Origin of the sequence: Sporolactobacillus nakayamae (genome assembly GCF_900113325.1) — a bacterium.
Lineage (GTDB): Bacteria > Bacillota > Bacilli > Bacillales > Sporolactobacillaceae > Sporolactobacillus > Sporolactobacillus nakayamae.
Window position 1 is genome coordinate 23317 of sequence record NZ_FOOY01000023.1, and the last position, 21407, is coordinate 44723.

The following is a 21407-nucleotide window of genomic DNA, read 5'->3' on the forward strand; positions in this document are numbered from 1 at the left end:
ACCTCTTATAGAAAGCGCGACGCATGAAGAAAGCGATTTTTGCCGCTATTCTCCCTGAGTGTCCGAACGGTTTTCTAACATACAACAACTCGGTGAACTAAAGCGATGGCACTTAATGCCAGACACTGAAAATATAAGGGAGGTTGCCCCCTTGCTGGATGTCAATAAATTTGAATTTATGAAGATTGGTTTAGCCTCACCTGATAAAATCAGGTCTTGGTCTCATGGCGAAGTGAAAAAGCCGGAGACAATTAACTATCGAACATTGAAACCGGAAAAGGACGGTCTGTTCTGTGAACGTATCTTCGGGCCGACCAAGGACTGGGAATGTCATTGCGGCAAATATAAACGCGTTCGTTACAAGGGCGTTGTTTGTGATCGCTGCGGTGTTGAAGTTACTCGGGCAAAGGTGCGCAGAGAGCGCATGGGCCATATTGAACTCGCAGCTCCTGTGTCCCATATCTGGTATTTTAAAGGCATTCCGAGCCGAATGGGTCTCTTGTTGGATATGTCTCCAAGAGCTTTGGAAGAAGTCATCTACTTTGCATCTTACGTAGTGACTGAACCCGGCGATACACCGCTGGAGAAAAAACAGCTTCTGTCTGAAAAAGAATATCGCGCTTACCGTGAAAAATATGGTAAAGCATTTAAAGCAGGCATGGGCGCTGAATCCATTAAAAAGCTTCTGCAGGATGTTGATTTAGACAAAGAATCAGAAACCTTGCAAGAAGAATTGAAAAGTGTTCAAGGGCAAAGAAGAACCCGCGCAGTGAAAAGGCTTGAAGTTGTTGAAGCCTTCCGCGAGTCCGGCAATGAACCTTCTTGGATGATACTGGATGTACTTCCTGTCATTCCGCCGGAACTGCGTCCAATGGTTCAACTTGACGGTGGACGTTTTGCAACCTCAGACTTAAACGATCTTTATCGGAGAGTCATAAACCGCAACAATCGTCTCAAACGTCTCCTTGAACTAGGAGCACCTAGTATTATTGTCCAAAACGAAAAACGAATGTTGCAGGAAGCGGTTGACTCGCTTATTGACAATGGTCGTCGCGGTCGTCCTGTTACCGGGCCGGGTAACAGACCTTTGAAGTCACTTTCACATATGTTGAAAGGTAAAAACGGACGTTTCCGTCAGAACTTGCTGGGAAAACGTGTCGACTATTCAGGGCGATCTGTTATCGCTGTGGGACCAACGCTGCAAATGTATCAATGCGGTCTGCCTAAAGAAATGGCTTTGGAACTTTTTAAGCCGTTCGTTATGAAAGAACTGGTTAGCCGCGGTGTTGCCAATAATATCAAAAGTGCAAAACGCAAAGTTGAAAAAATTCATCCGGACGTTTGGGGTGTCCTTGAAGATGTGATTAAGGAGCATCCGGTTCTGCTCAACCGCGCCCCTACATTGCACCGTCTTGGTATTCAGGCGTTTGAACCGAGGATTGTTGAAGGACGCGCGATCCGTCTTCATCCGCTCGTATGTACCGCATACAACGCAGACTTTGACGGCGACCAGATGGCCGTTCACGTGCCGCTGTCCGCAGAAGCACAGGCTGAAGCTCGTTTGCTGATGCTTGGCGCGCAAAACATTTTGAATCCTAAGGATGGCAAGCCAATTGTTACGCCTTCTCAAGATATGGTTTTGGGTAACTACTATCTGACACTTGAACGAAAAGGTGCCATCGGTGAAGGAAAAGTTTTCAAAAATAGCGAAGAAGTTATGATCGCTTATTACAACGGTTATGTTCATCTGCATTCGCGTATTGCGATTCCGGCGGCGTCGACACATAATCCGACATTTACGGAAGAACAAAATAAGGAATACTTGCTGACGACTCCCGGGAAATTGATTTTCAATCATGTACTCCCGCCGACATTCCCATATATTAATGAGCCGACAGACCACAATTTGCAGGTAGCGACTCCGGACAAATACTTTGTTCCAATGGGCTCGGATATTCCGAAAGAAATTGCATCGCGTGAAGAGATTTTACCGTTTAAAAAAGGCTATCTCGGGCACGTTATCGCAGAAGTATTTAAAAAATATAAAGTTACCGAAACGTCTAAGTTCCTTGACCGTTTGAAAGCTCTCGGTTTCCAGTATTCGACCAAAGCAGGTATTACGGTTGGTGTATCCGATGTTATCGTGCTTCCTGAGAAGCAAGAGATCTTGGATAATGCCGAAGAAAATGTACAAAAGGTAACCAAACAATTCCGCCGAGGCCTTATTACTGAAGACGAACGCTATGAGCGTATTGTCGGTATTTGGAGTGGCGCGAAAGACACGATTCAGTCCAAGTTGATGGACTCATTGGCAAAGACAAACCCAATCTTCATGATGAGTGATTCAGGAGCCCGAGGAAATGCTTCCAACTTTACTCAGCTTGCCGGTATGCGTGGTTTGATGGCCGATCCTTCTGGTCGTATCATTGAACTTCCAATTATCTCAAGCTTCCGTGAAGGGCTGACCGTGTTGGAATACTTTATTTCAACACACGGTGCTCGTAAGGGACTTGCCGACACCGCGCTTAAAACCGCGAACTCAGGCTATCTGACCCGACGTCTTGTCGACGTAGCGCAAGATGTAATCGTAAGGGAAGACGATTGTGGTACGGATCGCGGTATTGTCGTGCATGCGATCCGTGAAGGTAACGAAGAGATTGAAAGCCTGTATGACCGTTTGGTAGGCCGTACAGCAAATCAGACCGTTTACCATCCGGATACTGATGAAGTACTTGTTAAGAAGAATGAATTGATCAATGAAGACCTCGCAACGAAAATCGTTGAAGCGGGCATTACCGAGGTTGAAATTCGCACAGTATTTACTTGTGAAACCAGACACGGTGTCTGCAAGAAGTGTTACGGACGTAATTTGGCGACAGGGTCCGAAGTTGAAGTCGGTGAATCGGTTGGTATTATTGCCGCACAATCCATCGGCGAACCGGGTACACAGCTGACCATGCGTACGTTCCATACAGGCGGTGTTGCCGGAGACGACATCACCCAAGGTCTCCCTCGTATCCAAGAATTGTTCGAAGCCCGTAATCCAAAAGGGCAAGCGGTCATTTCTGAGATTGATGGAACGGTGACATCAGTAAGTGAATTAAAGGATAAACGCGAGCTTGTCGTTAAGGGTGCCATGGAAACCCGAACTTACACGGTACCGCTTAGTTCACGAATGAAAGTTGCCGAGGGAAATGAAGTTAAAGCCGGACAGCCGCTGATCAGCGGGTCTATCGATCCGAAAGAACTTCTGCATGTTGTAGGACTTCAAGGTGTACAGAATTATCTGCTTCGTGAAGTTCAGAAGGTTTATCGTATGCAAGGTGTGGAAATCGGCGATAAGCACGTTGAGGTTATGGTACGCCAAATGATGCGCAAGGTTCGCGTCATCGACAGCGGAGATACATCTGTTTTGCCAGGCGCACTTGTCGACATTCACCGCTTTAAAGACGATAACCGCGATGTACTGCTGCATCGTAAAATGCCGGCGACCGGACATCCGGCACTGCTTGGTATTACAAAAGCGGCTCTTGAGACAGATTCCTTCTTGTCCGCGGCTTCGTTCCAGGAAACGACTCGCGTACTAACTGATGCAGCCATTAAGGGGAAAGTCGATGAACTGCTTGGCTTGAAGGAAAATGTTATTATTGGCAAACTGATCCCTGCAGGAACAGGCATGCCAAGGTATCGCAATGTCGTTATAGAAACTGAAGACGGATCAGATTCAACGGTTGCCAATCCGCAACCTGCCCGAGCACTTATGAATCAAGAAAGTTGATTCAGCCATTGACAATGAACAATGGCTGGTGCTATTATGTCTTAGTGTTCTTTTACACTTTGTTACTTTGGAGGATTCTTTGAGATGTCTTATGAAAAAGTGACACAATCTAAGAACGAAGTCATTATTGGCACGAAACAGGCAATCAAGGCTTTAAAAGAGGACCGAGTTAAAGAGGTTGTCGTAGCTGAAGATGCCGATGTACGTGTTACCAATAAAGTACTGACACTTGCGGAAGAATTGAAAGTGCCTGTGAGCACAGTGGCCTCAATGAAGAAGTTAGGCCAAGCTTGCGGCATTGAAGTCGGAGCATCGGCTGTTGCGATAAAAAAATAATGTTTTTGCAAGAGCAATTCTTGCAAAAACAATTTTTTGCGCGAGAAAAGAACCGCCTGGATCAGTGGGTTTAGAAATTTGAAAGGAGGAACAGGTAAATGCCTACAATTAATCAATTAATTCGTCAAGGACGCAAGTCAAAAATCAGAAAGTCTACGGCGCCTGCGTTGAACAGAGGCTACAACAGTTTCAAAAAATCGTTGACTGATGATTTTGCTCCACAAAAGAGGGGCGTGTGTACTCGTGTTGGCACAATGACACCGAAGAAGCCAAACTCTGCGCTTCGTAAATATGCGCGTGTCCGTTTGTCAAACAACATCGAAGTCAACGCTTATATCCCGGGAATCGGTCACAACCTTCAGGAACACAGTGTTGTCCTGATTCGCGGTGGACGTGTGAAGGACCTTCCTGGTGTGCGTTATCATATCATTCGCGGCGCTTTGGATACGGCAAGCGTTGTTGATCGTAAGCAAAGCCGCTCGAAGTACGGCGCAAAGAAACCTAAGGCTTAATAACTACTAACTGGAAGGAGGAATTAACATGCCTAGAAAAGGCCCTGTCGAAAGACGAGATGTACTGCCTGATCCGCTCTATAATTCCAAATTGGTCACACGTTTGATCAACCGGATTATGGAAGATGGAAAAAAGGGAAAGGCTCAGACCATTCTGTATCAAGCGTTTGATCTGATTAAAGAACGTTCGAACCAAGAACCAATGGAAATTTTTGAGCAGGCATTAAAAAATGTTATGCCTGTCCTGGAAGTTAAAGCTCGCCGTGTCGGCGGATCTAACTATCAGGTACCGGTTGAAGTTCGTCCGGAACGCCGGACAACTTTAGGACTTCGCTACTTAGTTAATTATTCAAGACTTCGTGGGGAAAAGACGATGGTTGAACGGTTGGCTAACGAAATTATCGACGCATCTAACAATACAGGCGCATCGGTTAAGAAGCGCGAAGACATGCATAAAATGGCTGAAGCGAACAAAGCTTTCGCTCATTATCGCTGGTAATGAAAAAAATCGATGTTCAATTTGGAAGTTGGAAAGAGTCGAGACAATGCTCACGCTCTTTCTTCCTAACATTTTGAACATCAACAAAAGGAAGGAGAGAAAACCATGGCAAGGGAATTCTCCTTGGAAAAGACACGTAATATCGGTATTATGGCGCACATCGATGCCGGAAAGACGACAACAACCGAGCGTATTCTCTTCTATTCAGGCCGTATTCATAAGATTGGTGAAACCCATGAAGGTGCTTCACAAATGGACTGGATGGATCAGGAAAAGGAACGCGGAATTACAATTACATCCGCGGCGACAACCGCTCAATGGAAAAATCATCGAATTAACATCATCGATACCCCAGGGCACGTGGATTTTACCGTTGAAGTAGAACGTTCGCTTCGCGTGCTTGACGGTGCGGTAACCGTTCTTGATGCACAATCAGGTGTTGAGCCTCAAACAGAAACTGTTTGGCGTCAGGCGACAACTTATGGTGTACCGAGAATAGTGTTTGTTAATAAAATGGATAAGATCGGCGCTGATTTCCTCTATTCATGCAACACACTGCATGAACGTCTTCAAGCGAATGCTCACCCGATTCAATTGCCAATGGGTGCTGAAGACAATTATCTAGGCGAAATCGACTTAGTAAACATGCAAGCGTATGTTTATGAAGACGACCAAGGCTCCATTGTAGATGCGGAAGAGATTCCGGCTGAATACAAGGAACAAGCCGAAGAATACCATGAAAAACTCGTTGAAGCTGTTGCAGACGTAGACGACGATCTCATGGAAAAATATCTGAATGGCGACGAAATCTCTGTAGAAGAATTAAAAGCTGCAATTCGTAAAGCGACATGTGCGGTTAAATTCTATCCGGTACTGTGCGGTACCGCCTTTAAAAATAAAGGTGTGCAGCACGTATTGGATGCCTGCATTGATTATCTCCCTTCACCACTTGACGTTCCAGCGATCAAAGGTACGGTGCCGGATTCAGGTGAAGAAGAGACACGTCCGGCTGATGACAATGCGCCGTTCGCAGCATTAGCATTTAAAGTAATGACAGATCCATTTGTTGGTAAGCTGACATTCTTCCGAGTTTACTCAGGATCGATCGAAGCGGGTTCTTATGTACAGAACTCAACGAAAGACAATCGTGAACGTATGGGACGTATTCTTCAGATGCATGCCAACCACCGCAGCGAAATCAAAAAGGTTTACTCTGGCGATATCGCCGCTGCAGTTGGCCTGAAAAATACAACAACCGGAGATACGCTGTGCGATGAGGATCACCTCATTGTTCTCGAATCGATGGAATTCCCTGACCCGGTTATCCACGTTGCCATTGAACCAAAATCGAAAGCTGACCAGGATAAGATGGGCATCGCCCTTGCGAAACTGGCTGAAGAAGATCCAACCTTCAAGACTCATACGGATGAAGAGACCGGCCAAACCATCATTGGTGGTATGGGTGAGCTTCACCTCGATATTATCGTTGACCGTATGCGCCGTGAGTTCAAGGTTGACGCGAATGTCGGCAACCCACAAGTTGCTTATCGCGAAACGTTGACCAAGGCAGGAAGAGCTGAAGGTAAATTTATTCGTCAGTCCGGTGGTCGTGGTCAGTACGGTCACGTTTGGATCGAATTCGAACCTCAAAAAGAGGGCGAAGGATTCGTATTTGAAAACAAAATCGTCGGTGGTGTGGTTCCTCGTGAATACATTCCTGCGGTTGAAGCGGGTCTGAAAGATGCGCTCCAAAACGGATTGCTCGCCGGGTATCCATTAATTGACGTGAAAGCAAGTCTTGTTGATGGATCCTATCACGATGTCGATTCCAGTGAAATGGCGTTTAAGATTGCGGCTTCAATGGCACTGAAAGCTTCAAAGAGTGTCTGCGCTCCGGTAATTCTTGAACCGATCATGAAAGTCGAAGTCAGCATGCCTGAAGAATATTTGGGAGATATTATGGGTGATATCACAAGCCGTCGTGGACGCGTTGACGGCATGGAAGCGCGACAAGGCGTTCAAGTTGTCAGCTCCCATGTTCCGCTCGCTGAAATGTTCGGCTATGCGACGAACCTCCGTTCCGCAACCCAAGGACGCGGAACATTCACAATGCAATTCGATCACTACGAAGCAGTGCCGAAGAGCGTTAGTGAAGAGATTATCAAGAAGGCAACCGGCGAATAACGATTTAACGGTTATTCAGCTTGCTGAATTTATTGTCACACCAATTGTTTTATTGTAAGCTAGGAAAGATGGCACAAGCTTGCCGACTTTCTTACTGCATATAAATTAAACTTTCTAATGAATTAAAGGAGGATTATACAATCCATGGCTAAAGAACATTATGAACGTACAAAACCCCATGTTAACATCGGTACAATTGGTCACGTTGACCACGGTAAAACAACTCTGACAGCTGCTATTACAACTGTATTGGCTAAATCAGGTAAAGCTCAGGCTCGCGCTTACGATTCCATCGATGGTGCTCCTGAAGAACGTGAACGCGGAATCACAATTTCGACTGCACACGTTGAATATGAAACAGATACACGTCACTATGCGCACGTTGACTGCCCAGGACACGCCGATTATGTAAAGAACATGATCACTGGTGCTGCTCAAATGGACGGAGCGATCCTCGTTGTTTCCGCAGTGGACGGCCCAATGCCACAGACTCGTGAACACATCCTTCTTGCTAACCAAGTAGGTGTTCCTGCGATCGTTGTCTTCCTGAACAAAACAGACCAGGTTGATGACCCAGAATTGCTTGAACTCGTTGAAATGGAAGTTCGTGATCTTCTTAGCGAATATGACTACCCAGGTGACGATGTTCCTGTAATCAGCGGTTCCGCGTTGAAAGCATTGCAAGGCGATGCTACAGAAGAACAACATATTCTCGACTTGATGGCAGCTGTAGATGAATACATCCCAACTCCTGTTCGTGAAAATGACAAGCCATTCATGATGCCTGTCGAAGACGTATTCTCGATCACAGGTCGTGGTACGGTTGCAACCGGACGTGTTGAACGTGGTACGGTTAAAATCGGTGACGAAGTTGAAATCCTTGGTTTGACAGATGCTCCTAAGAAGTCCATTGTAACGGGCGTTGAAATGTTCCGTAAGACACTTGACTTCGCTGAAGCAGGCGACAACATCGGCGCTTTGCTCCGTGGTGTTGACCGTGAAGGCGTTGAACGTGGCCAGGTTTTGATTAAACCAGGTACCGTAACTGCTCACAAGAAATTCAAGGCCCAAGTTTACGTTCTGAAAAAAGAAGAAGGTGGACGTCATACACCATTCTTCACAAACTATCGTCCGCAATTCTATTTCAGGACAACGGATGTTACAGGAACCATTAATCTTCCTGAAGGAACTGAAATGGTAATGCCTGGCGACAACGTTGAAATGGATGTTGATCTGCTCGCTCCGATCGCTATCGAACAGGGAACGAAATTCTCTATTCGTGAAGGCGGCCGTACAGTAGGCGCCGGCTCCGTATCTGAAATCGTTGAATAATAGTTGATAAAGAAGAGCTCTCCTCGTTGAGAGCTCTTTTTTTATTTTCTATAAATAAATAGTATTTTCGTTTGCTCTTTCGTAAAAAACTCTTTATAATGTATAAGTCACTGAAAAAAGTGATGGTTCGCCTTGCTTTGTACCTATGTTTTAGGTATAATAGTGAAGTTGGTTTTTTGGCAATGATGCGGAAGGTTGCAGATACACCCGGCTCCTTTGCCAAGGCGGGCTATCTGGAAATTTTCGTGGAGCAAGTCTATTTTTGAAAAATGGACGAAAAAAGGAGGGAATACTTCATGGCAAAGCAAAAGATTCGCATTCGTTTAAAGGCATATGATCACCGTATTTTGGATCAATCCGCTGAAAAAATTGTAGAAACGGCAAAACGTTCAGGTGCAAAGGTGTCCGGACCGATTCCGCTTCCTACCGAAAAATCGATTTATACGATTTTACGTGCGGTACACAAATACAAAGATTCACGTGAACAATTCGAAATGCGTACTCACAAACGCTTAGTTGATATCGTTGAGCCTACACCGCAAACGGTAGATTCACTGATGAGATTGGATCTGCCTTCAGGTGTCGACATTGAAATCAAATTATAATTTATCTAGGACAAATAGGAGGTGTTACGGATGAGCAAAGGAATCTTAGGCAAAAAGATCGGCATGACTCAGATTTTTGCTGAAAACGGTGATGTCATTCCTGTTACGGTTGTCGATGTATCCGACAATGTCGTTCTTCAAAAGAAGACGGTTGAAACGGATGGCTACGAAGCCGTACAGATCGGTTTTGATAATGCAAAAGCTTCTCGAATTACCAAACCGGCAAAGGGACACGCTGAAAAAGCGAAAGCCGAACCTAAGCGCTTCATTAAAGAACTCCGTAATGTAAATTTAGACGATTACGAACTGGGCAAAGAAGTAACAGCTGACACGTTCAAAGCAGGAGAAGTTGTTGACGTAACTGGTACTTCGAAAGGTAAAGGTTACCAAGGCCCAATCAAGAGAAACAACCAATCACGCGGACCGATGACTCACGGTTCCCGTTACCACCGTCGTCCCGGTTCTATGGGTGTTATTGATCCGGCTCACGTGTTCAAAGGCAAAAAGCTGGCGGGCCGTATGGGTGGCGAGACAGTTACTGTTGAAAACCTTGTGATTGCAAAAGTAGATCCGGAACGCAAACTGATTCTTATCAGTGGTAATGTGCCGGGCGCTAAGAAAAGCTACATTGTTATAAAATCTGCACTTAAAGCAAAAGAAGCTAAATAAGAAGGGAGGACGCTTCCATGCCAAAATTAACTGTATTTGATCAGAAAGGCGCTGAAGTTGGAGCTGTTGAATTGGCAGACGCTGTATTCGGCATCACACCAAACGAACATGTTGTTTATCAAGCAGTTGTCATGCAACAGGCTTCACAACGCCAAGGAACACACGCTGTAAAAAATCGTTCTGCAGTACGCGGCGGTGGCCGCAAGCCGTGGAAACAAAAAGGAACCGGTCGCGCTCGTCAGGGCTCGATTCGCTCACCACAGTGGGTTGGCGGTGGTACGGTATTCGGGCCTACACCACGCAGCTACTCATACAAATTGCCTAAGAAAGTGCGCAGACTTGCTATTAAGTCGGTACTATCCGGCAAAGTTGGAGACAACGATCTGATTGTATTAGATGCACTGACGATTGAAGCTCCGAAAACAAAAGAAATTATTGCCCTGTTGAACAATCTTTCCGTATCAGAAAAGGCACTGATTGTAACTAGTGATGTTAATGAAACAGCTGTTTTGTCGTCCCGTAATATCCCTGGTGTAAAGGTGCTTGCCGCAAACGAAGTCAATGTACTTGACGTTGTTGCGCATAACAAACTCATTGTCACTCAAGAAGCTGCAGCAAAGCTTGGGGAGGTGCTTGGATAATGAAAGATCCTCGCGATATTATAAAGCGCCCCGTGCTGACTGAACGCACGACGGATCAGATGGCAGACAAGAAATACACTTTCGATGTTGATACGAAGGCAAACAAGTCTGAGATCAAACGCGCGGTGGAAGCTATCTTTGATGTTAAAGTCGTTAAGGTCAATACGATGAACGTAAAAGGTAAGCCAAAACGTTACGGCCGCTATTCAGGCTATACAAATAACCGCAAAAAAGCGATTGTCACTTTGACGCCGGAAAGCAAAGAACTTAACTTTTACGAAGGCGAATAAGGAATAATAAAGAAGGAGGTTACTGATCGTGCCACTTAAAAAGTATAAACCGACATCCAACGGTCGCAGAAACATGACATCTTTGGATTTCGCAGAAATCACAACAGATACGCCGGAAAAATCATTGCTGAAGTCGCTGCCTAAGAAGGCCGGCCGAAACAATCAAGGCAGACTGACGGTTCGTCACCAAGGCGGCGGCCACAAACGTCAATATCGTGTTATTGACTTCAAACGCAATAAGGATGGCGTGCCAGGTAAAATCGCAACGATCGAATATGATCCGAACCGTACTGCCAACATCGCACTCATTCACTATGCGGATGGAGAAAAACGTTACATCCTTGCTCCTAAGGGTATTAAAGTTGGGACACAAATTATGTCTGGCGTCGATGCTGACATTAAAGTCGGAAATGCGCTTCCTCTGAAGAACATTCCGGTAGGTACCACGATTCACAATATTGAATTGAAACCGGGAAAGGGCGGACAACTTGTTCGTTCTGCAGGAACTTCTGCTCAAATTCTTGGTAAAGAAGGCAAATACGTGCTGATCCGTCTTGTTTCCGGCGAAGTACGCATGGTCCTTGAGACTTGCCGCGCAACTATTGGTCAGGTTGGAAATTTGGAACACGAACTTGTTTCTGTTGGTAAAGCAGGACGCTCACGTTGGAAAGGCATTCGCCCAACAGTCCGCGGTTCTGTAATGAACCCGAACGATCACCCGCATGGTGGTGGTGAAGGTAAAGCTCCAGTCGGACGCAAGTCGCCAATGTCACCATGGGGCAAGCCGACGATGGGTTACAAAACACGCAGCAAGAAAAATGCTTCTGAACAGTTCATTGTTAGACACCGTAAAAAGAAATAATAGTTGCCGGATAGATATTTTATTTTGGAAGGAGGCCTACTCATGAGCCGAAGCCTGAAAAAAGGGCCTTTTGTCGATGATCACTTGATGACAAAAGTTGTCCGTTTAAATGATAAAGACGAAAAAAGAGTTATTAAAACATGGTCCCGCAGATCGACCATTTTCCCTGAATTTATCGGTCATACCATTGCTGTCTATGACGGACGCAAGCATGTTCCGGTGTACGTTACAGAAGACATGGTAGGACATAAACTTGGAGAATTTGCTCCGACAAGAACTTATCGCGGACATATTTCTTCTGATAAGAAAACAAGTGCACGCTAACGAAAGGAGGAACTTTTGATGCAAGCAAAAGCTGTCGCTAAACAAATTCGTATTGCTCCTCGTAAGGCGCGTCTTGTTATCGATCTTATCAGGGGCAAGGACGTTGGTTACGCTATTGCTGTGTTGAAGAATACACAGAGATCAGCGTCACCAATTATTGAAAAAGTTTTAAAATCCGCTATTGCCAATGCGGAACACAATTATGACATGGATACAGAAACGTTGTATGTTGAGCAGGCGTTTGTCGATGAGGGAGCAACACTGAAACGCTTCCGCCCGCGTGCCCAAGGCCGTGCGAGCAAGATTAACAAACGGACCAGCCACATTACAATTATTGTATCGGAAAAGAAGGAGGGATAACGCGTGGGTCAAAAAATTAATCCTATTGGATTCAGAGTCGGAGTCATTCGCGACTGGGAATCTAAATGGTATGCTGACAAAGAATATGCGGAATATCTTCATGAAGATATCAAAATCCGTCAATATATCGAAAAGAAGCTGAAGGATGCTGCCGTTTCCGGTATTGAACTGGAACGTGCTGCGAACCGGATTAATGTAACGATCAAGACAGCGAAACCAGGTATGGTCATTGGTAAAGGCGGTTCCGAAGTTGAAAACCTTCGAAAAGCATTAAATGATCTTACCGGCAAACGCGTCCACGTTAATATTTTTGAAATCAAGCAAGCTGATCTTGATGCAAAGCTTGTTGCTGAAAATATTGCTCGCCAGCTGGAAGGCCGTATCTCATGGAGACGCGCGCAAAAGCAGACACTGCAAAGAGCAATGAGAGCGGGCGCAAAGGGAATTAAGACACAATGCGCAGGCCGTCTTGGTGGTGCCGACATGGCGCGTACAGAGGATTACAGTGAAGGTACTGTTCCGCTTCATACGCTGCGTGCCGACATTGATTACGGTACTGCTGAAGCAGCGACTACCTATGGTAGAATCGGTGTAAAAGTATGGATTTATCGCGGAGAAGTACTTCCGACGAAAGGAACGACAAATAAGAAAGGAGGCAAATAATTATGTTAATGCCTAAACGTACAAAGTATCGTAGACAGCATCGAGGAAGAATGCGTGGTCAGACAAAAGGCGGCGCTTCGGTAACGTTCGGCGAATACGGCTTGCAGGCACTTGAATCCGCATGGATCAGCAGCCGTCAAATTGAAGCTGCTCGTGTTGCTATGACACGTTTTATGAAACGTGGCGGAAAAGTATGGATTAAGATTTTCCCACAAAAATCATATACAAAGAAACCTCTTGATGTCCGAATGGGTTCTGGTAAAGGTGCTCCTGAAGGATGGGTAGCTGTTGTAAAACCCGGCCGTGTATTATTTGAAGTCGGTGGCATTAGTGAAGAAGTGGCAAACGAGGCTTTAAGACTTGCAAGCCATAAATTGCCTATTAAAACGAAAATCGTGAAACGCGAAGAAGTGGGTGGTGACGCAAATGAAGGCTGAGGATATTCGTAATTTGACCACTGCTGAAGTTGAAAAAAACGTTAAGTCTTTGAAAGAAGAATTATTTAATCTGCGTTTCCAGCTCGCTACCGGACAATTGGAAAATCCGGCTCGCATTCGTGAAGTCCGCAAATCCATTGCTCGCGCAAAGACGATTTTGCGTGAACGTGAATTGAATGTTCAAAACGGCTGAGAAGGAGGTTATCGCAAATGGCAGAAGAAACACGCAAGAACGCACGTAAAGTTCTGGTTGGTCGTGTTGTCTCAGACAAAATGGAAAAAACCATTACTGTACTTGTTGAGACTTACAAAAACCACCGTCTCTATGGAAAGCATGTGAAGTATTCCAAGAGATTCAAAGCGCATGATGAAAATAATCAAGCTAAAGTCGGCGATATCGTTGAAATCATTGAAACTCGCCCACTTTCTAAAGATAAACGTTTTCGTCTTGTGAAGATCGTTGAGGAATCCGTTATTATCTGATCTGTCGAGCATGTTCGAAGATCGAAGGGAGGTTGTACTTTATGATTCAGCAGGAAAGCCGTTTGAAAGTTGCCGACAACTCAGGTGCCCGTGAAGTTCTTACCATCAAAGTGTTGGGCGGATCCGGCCGCAAGACCGCTAATATTGGTGATCTTATCGTTGCTACGGTTAAACAAGCAACACCAGGTGGCGTTGTTAAGAAGGGCGAAGTTGTTCGAGCTGTCGTTGTTCGCACAAAACATGGCGTAAGACGTAATGATGGTTCTTACATCCGTTTTGACGAAAACGCCGTTGTATTAATTAAAGAAGACAAAAGTCCTCGCGGCACGCGTATCTTTGGGCCGGTTGCCCGTGAATTGCGTGACGGACAATTTATGAAAATCGTGTCTCTCGCACCGGAAGTATTGTAATTCTGAATGGTCAGGAAAAGGAGGTGGCATTTAACATGGCAAAATTGCATGTGAAAAAAGGCGACAAGGTTCAAGTCATTTCCGGTAAGGATAAAGGCAAACAAGGTGTGATCCTTGCAGCTTATCCGGCAAAGGAACGAGTGCTTGTTGAAGGTGTAAATATCATCAAGAAACATTCAAAACCAAGCCAGGCAGCTCCGCAAGGCGGTATCCTCGAACATGAGGCGCCTGTTCACGTATCAAATGTTATGCTGCTTGATCCAAAAACAAATGAACCTACACGCGTAGGTAGCAAGATAGTAGACGGAAAAAAAGTTCGTGTATCTAAAAAATCAGGCGAAATTATTGAGTAAGCCGATTGTCTGTGAAAGGAGGTAAACACATGAGCCGTTTTAAAGAGAAGTATGACAAGGAAGTTGTCCCGGCTTTAATTGAAAAGTTTAACTATACATCTGTTATGCAGGTACCAGCAATCCAAAAAGTAGTCATTAATATGGGTGTTGGTGAAGCTGTTCATAACTCTAAGGTTCTTGATAGCGCGGTAGAAGATTTGACTGCATTGTCAGGCCAGAAACCGGTTATCACACGTGCCAAAAAATCAATCGCTGCATTCAAGCTTCGTGAAGGTGTTGCAATTGGTACAAAGGTAACGCTTAGAAAAGATCGTATGTATGATTTTCTTGATAAGCTGGTTACTGTTGCCCTTCCCCGTGTACGTGATTTCCGTGGCGTTTCAAAGAAAGCATTTGACGGCCGCGGCAACTATACACTGGGTATCCGCGAACAATTGATTTTCCCTGAAATTGATTATGATAAAATCGATAAAGTACGCGGTATGGACATCGTTATTGTAACGTCTGCCAACACTGATGAAGAAGCAGCAGAGTTGCTTGCGCTGCTAGGCATGCCGTTCGTTAAAAAATAATCGCAAGGAGGATATGAATTTTGGCAAAAAAATCAATGCTTGTCTCATCACATCGCCCAAAAAAATTCAAAGTGCAGGAATACACACGCTGTGAACGCTGCGGACGTCCTCATTCGGTTCTTAGGAAATTCAAATTATGCAGAATTTGTTTTCGCGAACTTGCCCATAAAGGACAAATCCCAGGTGTTAGAAAAGCTAGTTGGTAAAATTTTAAGTGATAGGGAAGGAGGTCGATTTGCATGGTCATGACAGATCCGATTGCAGATATGCTGACCCGCATTCGTAACGCCAATATTGTTCGTCACGAACAAATTGAGTTGCCAGGTTCCAGAATCAAGAAGGAAATTGCTGAGATCCTGAAACGCGAAGGATTCATTAAAGAAGTTGAGTATATTGAAGATAACAAACAAGGTGTGCTTCGACTGATTCTGAAATACAGCGGTAGCAAAGAACGCGTTATTTCTGGATTGAAAAGAATTAGCAAGCCAGGTCTTCGCGTTTATGCGAAGGCTGACGAGGTGCCGAAAGTTCTTGGCGGTCTCGGTATTGCGCTTGTGTCAACATCAAAAGGTATTATTACGGACAAAGAAGCACGTCAACAAAAAGTTGGCGGAGAAGTGCTTGCATACATTTGGTAATCAGTAAACAAGATTGGAGGTGTCTTAATGTCTCGTATAGGATTAAGACCGACAGCCATTCCTGATGGTGTGACGGTTACGATTGATGCCCAGACTGTAACGGTCAAGGGTCCTAAGGGTGAATTATCCCGGAAATTCCATCCGGATATGATCATCAAACAGGAAAACAATGAAGTGAAAGTTGAACGACCTGACGATTCAAACCAGCACCGCGCTTTGCACGGTACGACAAGTAGTTTGATTAGCAATATGGTCGAAGGCGTGACGAAGGGTTTCGTTAAGAATTTGGAACTTGTCGGCGTCGGATACCGTGCTAACAAACAAGGCAATAACTTGGTTCTGAATGTCGGCTACTCTCATCCGGTAGAAATCGTTCCTGAAGAAGGAATTGAACTCGCTGTTGAAGGCAATAACAAGATTTCCGTTACTGGAATCGACAAACAGCGTGTCGGCGAAGTTGCCGCAAATATTCGTTCCGTTCGCGCTCCTGAACCTTATAAAGGCAAGGGAATTCGCTATGAAGGCGAAAAAGTGCGTCGTAAGGAAGGTAAAACAGGTAAGTAATTTTATTCAACTTTTGCTAGAAAGGAGCGACCGACTGTATGATTACCAAAAAAGACAAGAACGCGCTTCGTCAGAAGAGACATCTTCATGTACGCCACCGCATCGTGGGTACTGCAGAACGTCCGCGTTTGAACGTTTTTCGTTCTTCCAAGAATATTTATGCTCAGTTAATTGATGACGCGAAGGGTGTAACTATTGTTTCCTCTTCATCGATTGACAAAGCATTTGATCTTGAAAAAGGCAGCGATGTTGCAGCAGCTAAGAAAGTTGGCGCAATGATCGGCGAACGTGCCATTGAAAAAGGAATCAGTGCGGTAGTATTTGACCGCAGTGGTTACATCTATCACGGACGTGTCAAGGCTGTAGCTGAAGGCGCCCGAGAAGCAGGACTTAAATTTTAACATTAAGGAGGGGAATCCATGGCTAATAATGATCGCAATAAATCAGAATTTGAAGAACGCGTCGTAACGATTAACCGCGTAGCGAAAGTAGTTAAAGGCGGACGCAGGTTCCGTTTTTCAGCGCTGGTTGTTGTTGGCGACAAAAAAGGTAATGTAGGTTATGGTCAGGGAAAAGCTCACGAAGTGCCTGAAGCCATTCGCAAAGCGATTGAGGACGCAAAGAAGAATGTATTCAATGTTCCGATCGTGAACACAACCATTCCTCATCAAATAACGGGTCATTCAGGAGCTGGCAGCGTATTGCTTAAACCAGCTTCCGAAGGTACCGGAATCATTGCCGGCGGCCCTGTCCGCGCCGTACTCGAATTGTCAGGACTGGGTGACATTCTTTCTAAGTCTCTCGGATCCAACAATCCGATTAACATGGTTCGCGCAACCGTTGAAGGCTTGCAAAGCCTGAAACGCGTTGAACAAGTGGCAAAGCTGCGTGGCAAATCAGTAGAAGAACTGCTCGGATAAGGAGGGAACAGGATTGGCTAAAAAATTGGAAATTACCCTCAAACATAGTGTGATCGGACGTCCTGAATCACAACGCGTGACGGTAAGAACGCTTGGCCTTAGAAAAACTTATCAAACAGTTGTGCAAGATGATAATCCGGCAATTCGCGGCATGATCAATAAGGTATCCCACCTTTTGGCAGTACGCGAACTTAATGATTGATTGTGAACGAAATTGAGAATAAGGAGGTGCCAAGATGAAACTCCATGAATTGAAACCAGCTGAAGGTTCTCGGTTTACCCGCAAGAGAGTAGGACGCGGCTACGGTTCAGGACTTGGCAAAACATCTGGTCGAGGACAAAAAGGACAGAAATCCCGTTCAGGCGGCAGGGTACGTCTCGGTTTTGAAGGCGGACAGAATCCATTGCTTCAGAGATTGCCAAAGAAGGGCTTTAAAAACCCTACTCGCAAAATCTATGCAGTGATTAACGTTGACAAACTGAATCGTTTCGAAGACGGAACAGAAATTACTCCGGAACTGTTGCTTGAAACTCGAGTAATCCGGAAATTGAATGATGGCGTTAAAGTTTTGGGTGAAGGCAAGCTTGAAACGAAATTGACAGTTAAGGCGCATAAATTCTCTGCTTCTGCCAAAGAAGCAATTGAAGCTGCCGGCGGAAACATTGAGGTGATTTGATGTTTCAAGTGCTTTCCAGTATGTGGCGAGAAGCCGAAATTCGCCGAAAAATAGTATTCACACTGCTTATGCTCATTATATTTCGGATCGGGACATTCATTCCCGTTCCGGATATTAATACAGAGCTGATCAATTTCAGCGATTCAAGTGCCTTCGGCTTGTTTAACACCTTTGGTGGCGGCGCATTGGAGAATTTCTCTATTTTCTCCATGGGCATTATGCCATACATCACGGCATCGATTATTGTGCAGCTGCTGCAAATGGATGTTGTGCCAAAGCTGACAGAATGGTCGAAACAAGGGGAAATGGGAAGGCGCAAGCTGAATCAACTGACTAGGTATGGGACGATTGTTTTAGGATTTATCGAAGCACTCGGACTTTCCTACACGTTCAGTAACAATTACCAAGGGTTGGTTAGCAATCCAACCATCTGGACCTTTCTGATCATTGCATTGGTACTGACAACTGGTACGGCTTTTCTCGTATGGCTGGGTGATCAGATTACCGCTTATGGCGTAGGCAACGGCATTTCCATTATTATCTTTGCTGGAATTGTTGCCCGTATCCCTACTGCTGTCAGCCAAATTTACGCTCAGCGGTTTGCTTCGTCAACCAACACATTTATGGAAGTACTTGGATTGCTTGCCATTGTCTTTATTGTTTTGCTTATTGTTGTTGGAACCATCTTTGTACAGCAAGGGATGCGAAAGATTCCGATTCAATATGCGAAACGGACAATTGGAACGAAGACATACAGTGTGGAACCAACACATTTGCCAATTAAGGTGAATGCTGCCGGTGTCATTCCAGTAATCTTCGCAATTTCACTGATGATTACACCGCCAACGATTGCTCGCTTTTTTCCGCAGAATAATGTGACCGCGTGGATTATTCGCGTGTTCGACTATTCAACGGTTTACGGAATGATCATTTACGCGGCATTGATCATTGCCTTTACCTATTTCTATACGTTTGTTCAGGTTAATCCTGAGAAAATGGCGAAAAATCTTGGTGAGCAGGGCGGTTATATTCCAGGAATTCGTCCTGGAAAGAGTACGGAGAATTACATTACTAAAATTCTCTATCGCCTGACTTTCCTCGGTGCCATTTTCCTTTCAGTTATATCATTGCTTCCGATCGTGTTTGGCGAGTTAGGCGATTTGCCGACAAGCGCCAGAATAGGCGGAACGAGTTTGCTGATTGTTGTCGGGGTTGCGCTTGATACAATGAAACGTATTGAAAGCCAATTGATTAAGAAAAACTATCAAGGCTTTATTAGAAAAAGGTAAGGCTGCTTGCAGTGAACGAGTCAGGAGGAATACAATGAACCTTATTTTAATGGGACTGCCTGGTGCTGGTAAGGGTACACAGGCAGAGCAAATTGTTGATAAGTTCGGTTATCCTCATATTTCAACAGGTGACATGTTTCGTGCGGCAATTAAGGGCGGCACACCATTAGGAAAAAAAGCGAAGTCTTTTATTGATCAAGGCGCGCTTGTTCCTGATGAAGTGACGATCGGTATTGTTAATGAACGCTTGTCCGAGAGCGATACGGATAAAGGCTTTCTTCTGGACGGTTTTCCGCGGACGGTTGAGCAGGCAGAAGCGCTTGATCAGATGATGTCGGAAAAAGGAAAGAAGATTGATGCAGTTCTTTATATTCGTGTTGATCCTGAGAAACTGCTTACTCGACTTACGGGCCGCAGAATCTGTTCCGAGTGCGGAGCGACATACCATTTGACGTTTAATCCTCCTGCGAAAGAGGGCGTTTGCGACAAGTGTGGCGGCGCTTTGAACCAACGCGCGGATGACAACGAAGCAACGGTACATGAACGACTGCAAGTAAATATGAGCCAACAGCAACCACTGCTCGACTTTTATGAAGCGAAGGGATCTTTGAAAACAATTAATGGAGATCAGCAGATCACTGATGTTTTCCAGGAAGTTTCAGAGATCTTGGGCGTTCTCACAAAGTGATCACGCGGAAGACGATTGAGGAATTGAGCAGAATCCGCATAGCAGGGAAAATAGTGGCTCAAACATTGAAAAGCTTGAGCCAGGCTATTCGTCCCGGTATATCGACGATTGAACTCGATACGCTGGCAGAGCGCTTGATAAGGAGTGCTGGAGCTGAACCATCGTTCAAAGGATATGATGGTTTTTCAAACAGTATCTGTACGTCCGTCAACGATCAGTTGGCCCATGGTATTCCTGGTTCCTATGTTTTGCAGGACGGAGACATTATCAGTATCGATATTGGTGCCAAGTATGAAGACTTTCATGCAGACTCCGCCTGGACTTTCCCCGTGGGCATGATTTCTGAAACGACCCGAAGGCTTTTGGAAACGACGGAAGAATCGCTTTACAAGGGAATTGATGAAGCAAAGCCTGGAACGCGGCTATCTAATATCTCCCATGCGGTTCAAAGATATGCTGAGTCAAATGGATTTTCTGTCGTACGTGAATTGACCGGTCATGGTGTTGGACATGATCTTCATGAAGCGCCGGATGTGCCAAATTACGGTCGGCCCGGTCGGGGTCCGATATTGAAACCTGGAATGGTGCTGGCGATTGAACCTTTGGTTAACGAAGGCAGTCGTGATATCTGGATGGTTGGAGACGATGATTGGACTCTGATGACTCAGGATGGAAGAAATTGTGCTCATTATGAACACACGATCGTGATTACGGAAAATGGAAATGAAATCTTGACAAAGCAATAAGTGAAGGTGATGATTGATGGGTAGTGATCAAGCCCCTTTACCTGTTCCCGGTCAGCTCGTCCGCGTGCTGAAGGGAAAAGAATCGGGTTCTTATTTTGTCATTGTGCGGCTTATCGATCATCGTTTTGTTGAAATTGCGGATGGTGACAAGAGAAAGTTTGACAATGCGAAGAAGAAGAACATCAGCCATCTTGAACTTCAATCATATATATCTGTCGAAGTACAGAAAAGTCTGCGCGACATTGGACGCGTAACAAACGGAAAGCTGCGTTTCGCTATCGCACATTATTTGGATGGAGAAATCAGTAACAAGAGGAAGGGTGAGTCAGCCGATGGCTAAGGAAGATGTCATTGAAGTTGAAGGCACCGTTATCGAACCACTGCCAAATGCAATGTTTCGTGTGGAATTGGAGAATGGCCATAAGATTTTAGCTCATGTATCCGGGAAGATTCGTATGCACTTTATTCGTATCTTACCGGGAGATAAAGTAACGGTCGAGTTGTCGCCATATGATGTGTCACGCGGCCGCATTACGTTCAGGCATAAATAATTGCTCTGCGGTGTATAAGGAGGG

General features: G+C 45.1%; 32 protein-coding genes. All 32 read left to right on the forward strand.

Features of this window, described 5'->3' with window-relative positions; genetic code table 11:
• Positions 1-151: 151 nt before the first annotated feature.
• Positions 152-3778, forward strand: coding sequence for a DNA-directed RNA polymerase subunit beta' (gene rpoC / locus BM003_RS13895; RefSeq protein WP_093674095.1), 3627 nt, complete (start codon positions 152-154; stop codon positions 3776-3778).
• Positions 3779-3862: 84 nt separating this feature from the next.
• On the forward strand, positions 3863-4114 hold the full coding sequence (locus BM003_RS13900; protein ID WP_093674097.1) for a 50S ribosomal protein L7ae-like protein: 252 nt from the start codon (positions 3863-3865) through the stop codon (positions 4112-4114).
• 98 nt (positions 4115-4212) lie between these two features.
• Positions 4213-4626 (forward strand): 30S ribosomal protein S12, encoded by a 414-nt coding sequence (gene rpsL, locus BM003_RS13905; RefSeq protein ID WP_093674099.1) that lies wholly within the window; start codon positions 4213-4215, stop codon positions 4624-4626.
• Positions 4627-4654: 28 nt separating this feature from the next.
• Positions 4655-5125, forward strand: a complete 471-nt coding sequence (rpsG, locus tag BM003_RS13910; protein WP_093674101.1) for a 30S ribosomal protein S7 — start codon at positions 4655-4657, stop codon at positions 5123-5125.
• A 105-nt stretch (positions 5126-5230) separates the two neighbouring features.
• On the forward strand, positions 5231-7309 hold the full coding sequence (fusA, locus tag BM003_RS13915; protein ID WP_093674103.1) for an elongation factor G: 2079 nt from the start codon (positions 5231-5233) through the stop codon (positions 7307-7309).
• 144 nt (positions 7310-7453) lie between these two features.
• Positions 7454-8641: an elongation factor Tu gene (gene tuf / locus BM003_RS13920; protein WP_093674105.1), complete on the forward strand. Its 1188-nt coding sequence runs from the start codon at positions 7454-7456 to the stop codon at positions 8639-8641.
• A gap of 296 nt (positions 8642-8937) precedes the next feature.
• Complete coding sequence (gene rpsJ, locus BM003_RS13925; RefSeq protein ID WP_010024543.1) at positions 8938-9246, forward strand: 30S ribosomal protein S10; 309 nt, start codon at positions 8938-8940, stop codon at positions 9244-9246.
• Positions 9247-9276: 30 nt separating this feature from the next.
• Positions 9277-9915: a 50S ribosomal protein L3 gene (rplC, locus tag BM003_RS13930; RefSeq protein WP_093674107.1), complete on the forward strand. Its 639-nt coding sequence runs from the start codon at positions 9277-9279 to the stop codon at positions 9913-9915.
• A gap of 17 nt (positions 9916-9932) precedes the next feature.
• Positions 9933-10556, forward strand: a complete 624-nt coding sequence (rplD, locus tag BM003_RS13935; protein ID WP_093674109.1) for a 50S ribosomal protein L4 — start codon at positions 9933-9935, stop codon at positions 10554-10556.
• Positions 10556-10846, forward strand: a complete 291-nt coding sequence (gene rplW / locus BM003_RS13940) for a 50S ribosomal protein L23 (protein WP_093674111.1) — start codon at positions 10556-10558, stop codon at positions 10844-10846. The genes rplD and rplW overlap by 1 nt, the downstream gene beginning before the upstream one ends.
• A 28-nt stretch (positions 10847-10874) precedes the next feature.
• Entirely contained in the window at positions 10875-11708 is an 834-nt protein-coding gene (gene rplB / locus BM003_RS13945) for a 50S ribosomal protein L2 (protein WP_093674113.1), read from the forward strand.
• Between the two features lie 42 nt (positions 11709-11750).
• Complete coding sequence (gene rpsS, locus BM003_RS13950; protein ID WP_093674115.1) at positions 11751-12032, forward strand: 30S ribosomal protein S19; 282 nt, start codon at positions 11751-11753, stop codon at positions 12030-12032.
• Between the two features lie 18 nt (positions 12033-12050).
• Positions 12051-12392 carry a 50S ribosomal protein L22 gene (gene rplV, locus BM003_RS13955; RefSeq protein ID WP_093674117.1) on the forward strand — a complete coding sequence of 114 codons (342 nt, stop codon included), beginning with the start codon at positions 12051-12053 and terminating at the stop codon, positions 12390-12392.
• Positions 12393-12395: 3 nt separating this feature from the next.
• A complete protein-coding gene (gene rpsC, locus BM003_RS13960; RefSeq protein ID WP_093674119.1) occupies positions 12396-13055 on the forward strand; it encodes a 30S ribosomal protein S3 in 660 nt (219 codons plus the stop codon).
• Positions 13056-13057: 2 nt separating this feature from the next.
• Positions 13058-13492: a 50S ribosomal protein L16 gene (gene rplP, locus BM003_RS13965; protein ID WP_093674121.1), complete on the forward strand. Its 435-nt coding sequence runs from the start codon at positions 13058-13060 to the stop codon at positions 13490-13492.
• The gene (rpmC, locus tag BM003_RS13970) at positions 13482-13685 is read left to right on the forward strand and encodes a 50S ribosomal protein L29 (protein WP_093674123.1); all 204 of its coding nucleotides are present in this window, start codon (positions 13482-13484) and stop codon (positions 13683-13685) included. The genes rplP and rpmC overlap by 11 nt, the downstream gene beginning before the upstream one ends.
• Before the next feature lie 17 nt (positions 13686-13702).
• A complete protein-coding gene (gene rpsQ, locus BM003_RS13975; RefSeq protein WP_093674125.1) occupies positions 13703-13975 on the forward strand; it encodes a 30S ribosomal protein S17 in 273 nt (90 codons plus the stop codon).
• Between the two features lie 41 nt (positions 13976-14016).
• Positions 14017-14385 (forward strand): 50S ribosomal protein L14, encoded by a 369-nt coding sequence (gene rplN, locus BM003_RS13980; RefSeq protein WP_093674127.1) that lies wholly within the window; start codon positions 14017-14019, stop codon positions 14383-14385.
• A gap of 44 nt (positions 14386-14429) precedes the next feature.
• Positions 14430-14738, forward strand: coding sequence for a 50S ribosomal protein L24 (gene rplX, locus BM003_RS13985; RefSeq protein ID WP_093674188.1), 309 nt, complete (start codon positions 14430-14432; stop codon positions 14736-14738).
• Positions 14739-14767: 29 nt separating this feature from the next.
• Positions 14768-15310, forward strand: a complete 543-nt coding sequence (gene rplE, locus BM003_RS13990) for a 50S ribosomal protein L5 (RefSeq protein ID WP_093674129.1) — start codon at positions 14768-14770, stop codon at positions 15308-15310.
• 20 nt (positions 15311-15330) lie between these two features.
• The gene (locus BM003_RS13995) at positions 15331-15516 is read left to right on the forward strand and encodes a type Z 30S ribosomal protein S14 (protein WP_093674131.1); all 186 of its coding nucleotides are present in this window, start codon (positions 15331-15333) and stop codon (positions 15514-15516) included.
• A 33-nt stretch (positions 15517-15549) separates the two neighbouring features.
• Entirely contained in the window at positions 15550-15948 is a 399-nt protein-coding gene (gene rpsH / locus BM003_RS14000) for a 30S ribosomal protein S8 (protein ID WP_093674133.1), read from the forward strand.
• Between the two features lie 27 nt (positions 15949-15975).
• A complete protein-coding gene (rplF, locus tag BM003_RS14005; protein WP_093674135.1) occupies positions 15976-16512 on the forward strand; it encodes a 50S ribosomal protein L6 in 537 nt (178 codons plus the stop codon).
• Positions 16513-16550: 38 nt separating this feature from the next.
• Positions 16551-16913, forward strand: a complete 363-nt coding sequence (gene rplR / locus BM003_RS14010; RefSeq protein WP_093674137.1) for a 50S ribosomal protein L18 — start codon at positions 16551-16553, stop codon at positions 16911-16913.
• An 18-nt stretch (positions 16914-16931) separates the two neighbouring features.
• Positions 16932-17432, forward strand: a complete 501-nt coding sequence (rpsE, locus tag BM003_RS14015) for a 30S ribosomal protein S5 (RefSeq protein WP_093674139.1) — start codon at positions 16932-16934, stop codon at positions 17430-17432.
• 13 nt (positions 17433-17445) lie between these two features.
• Positions 17446-17634, forward strand: a complete 189-nt coding sequence (rpmD, locus tag BM003_RS14020) for a 50S ribosomal protein L30 (protein WP_093674141.1) — start codon at positions 17446-17448, stop codon at positions 17632-17634.
• Positions 17635-17668: 34 nt separating this feature from the next.
• A complete protein-coding gene (rplO, locus tag BM003_RS14025; protein WP_093674143.1) occupies positions 17669-18109 on the forward strand; it encodes a 50S ribosomal protein L15 in 441 nt (146 codons plus the stop codon).
• Positions 18109-19398 carry a preprotein translocase subunit SecY gene (secY, locus tag BM003_RS14030; protein WP_093674145.1) on the forward strand — a complete coding sequence of 430 codons (1290 nt, stop codon included), beginning with the start codon at positions 18109-18111 and terminating at the stop codon, positions 19396-19398. The genes rplO and secY overlap by 1 nt, the downstream gene beginning before the upstream one ends.
• Before the next feature lie 34 nt (positions 19399-19432).
• On the forward strand, positions 19433-20086 hold the full coding sequence (locus tag BM003_RS14035; protein WP_093674147.1) for an adenylate kinase: 654 nt from the start codon (positions 19433-19435) through the stop codon (positions 20084-20086).
• Positions 20083-20832, forward strand: coding sequence for a type I methionyl aminopeptidase (gene map / locus BM003_RS14040; RefSeq protein WP_093674149.1), 750 nt, complete (start codon positions 20083-20085; stop codon positions 20830-20832). Before BM003_RS14035 ends, map begins: the two co-directional genes overlap by 4 nt.
• A gap of 16 nt (positions 20833-20848) precedes the next feature.
• The gene (locus BM003_RS14045) at positions 20849-21172 is read left to right on the forward strand and encodes a KOW domain-containing RNA-binding protein (protein ID WP_093674151.1); all 324 of its coding nucleotides are present in this window, start codon (positions 20849-20851) and stop codon (positions 21170-21172) included.
• Entirely contained in the window at positions 21165-21383 is a 219-nt protein-coding gene (gene infA / locus BM003_RS14050) for a translation initiation factor IF-1 (protein WP_010024579.1), read from the forward strand. Before BM003_RS14045 ends, infA begins: the two co-directional genes overlap by 8 nt.
• The last annotated feature ends 24 nt before the right edge of the window (positions 21384-21407 follow it).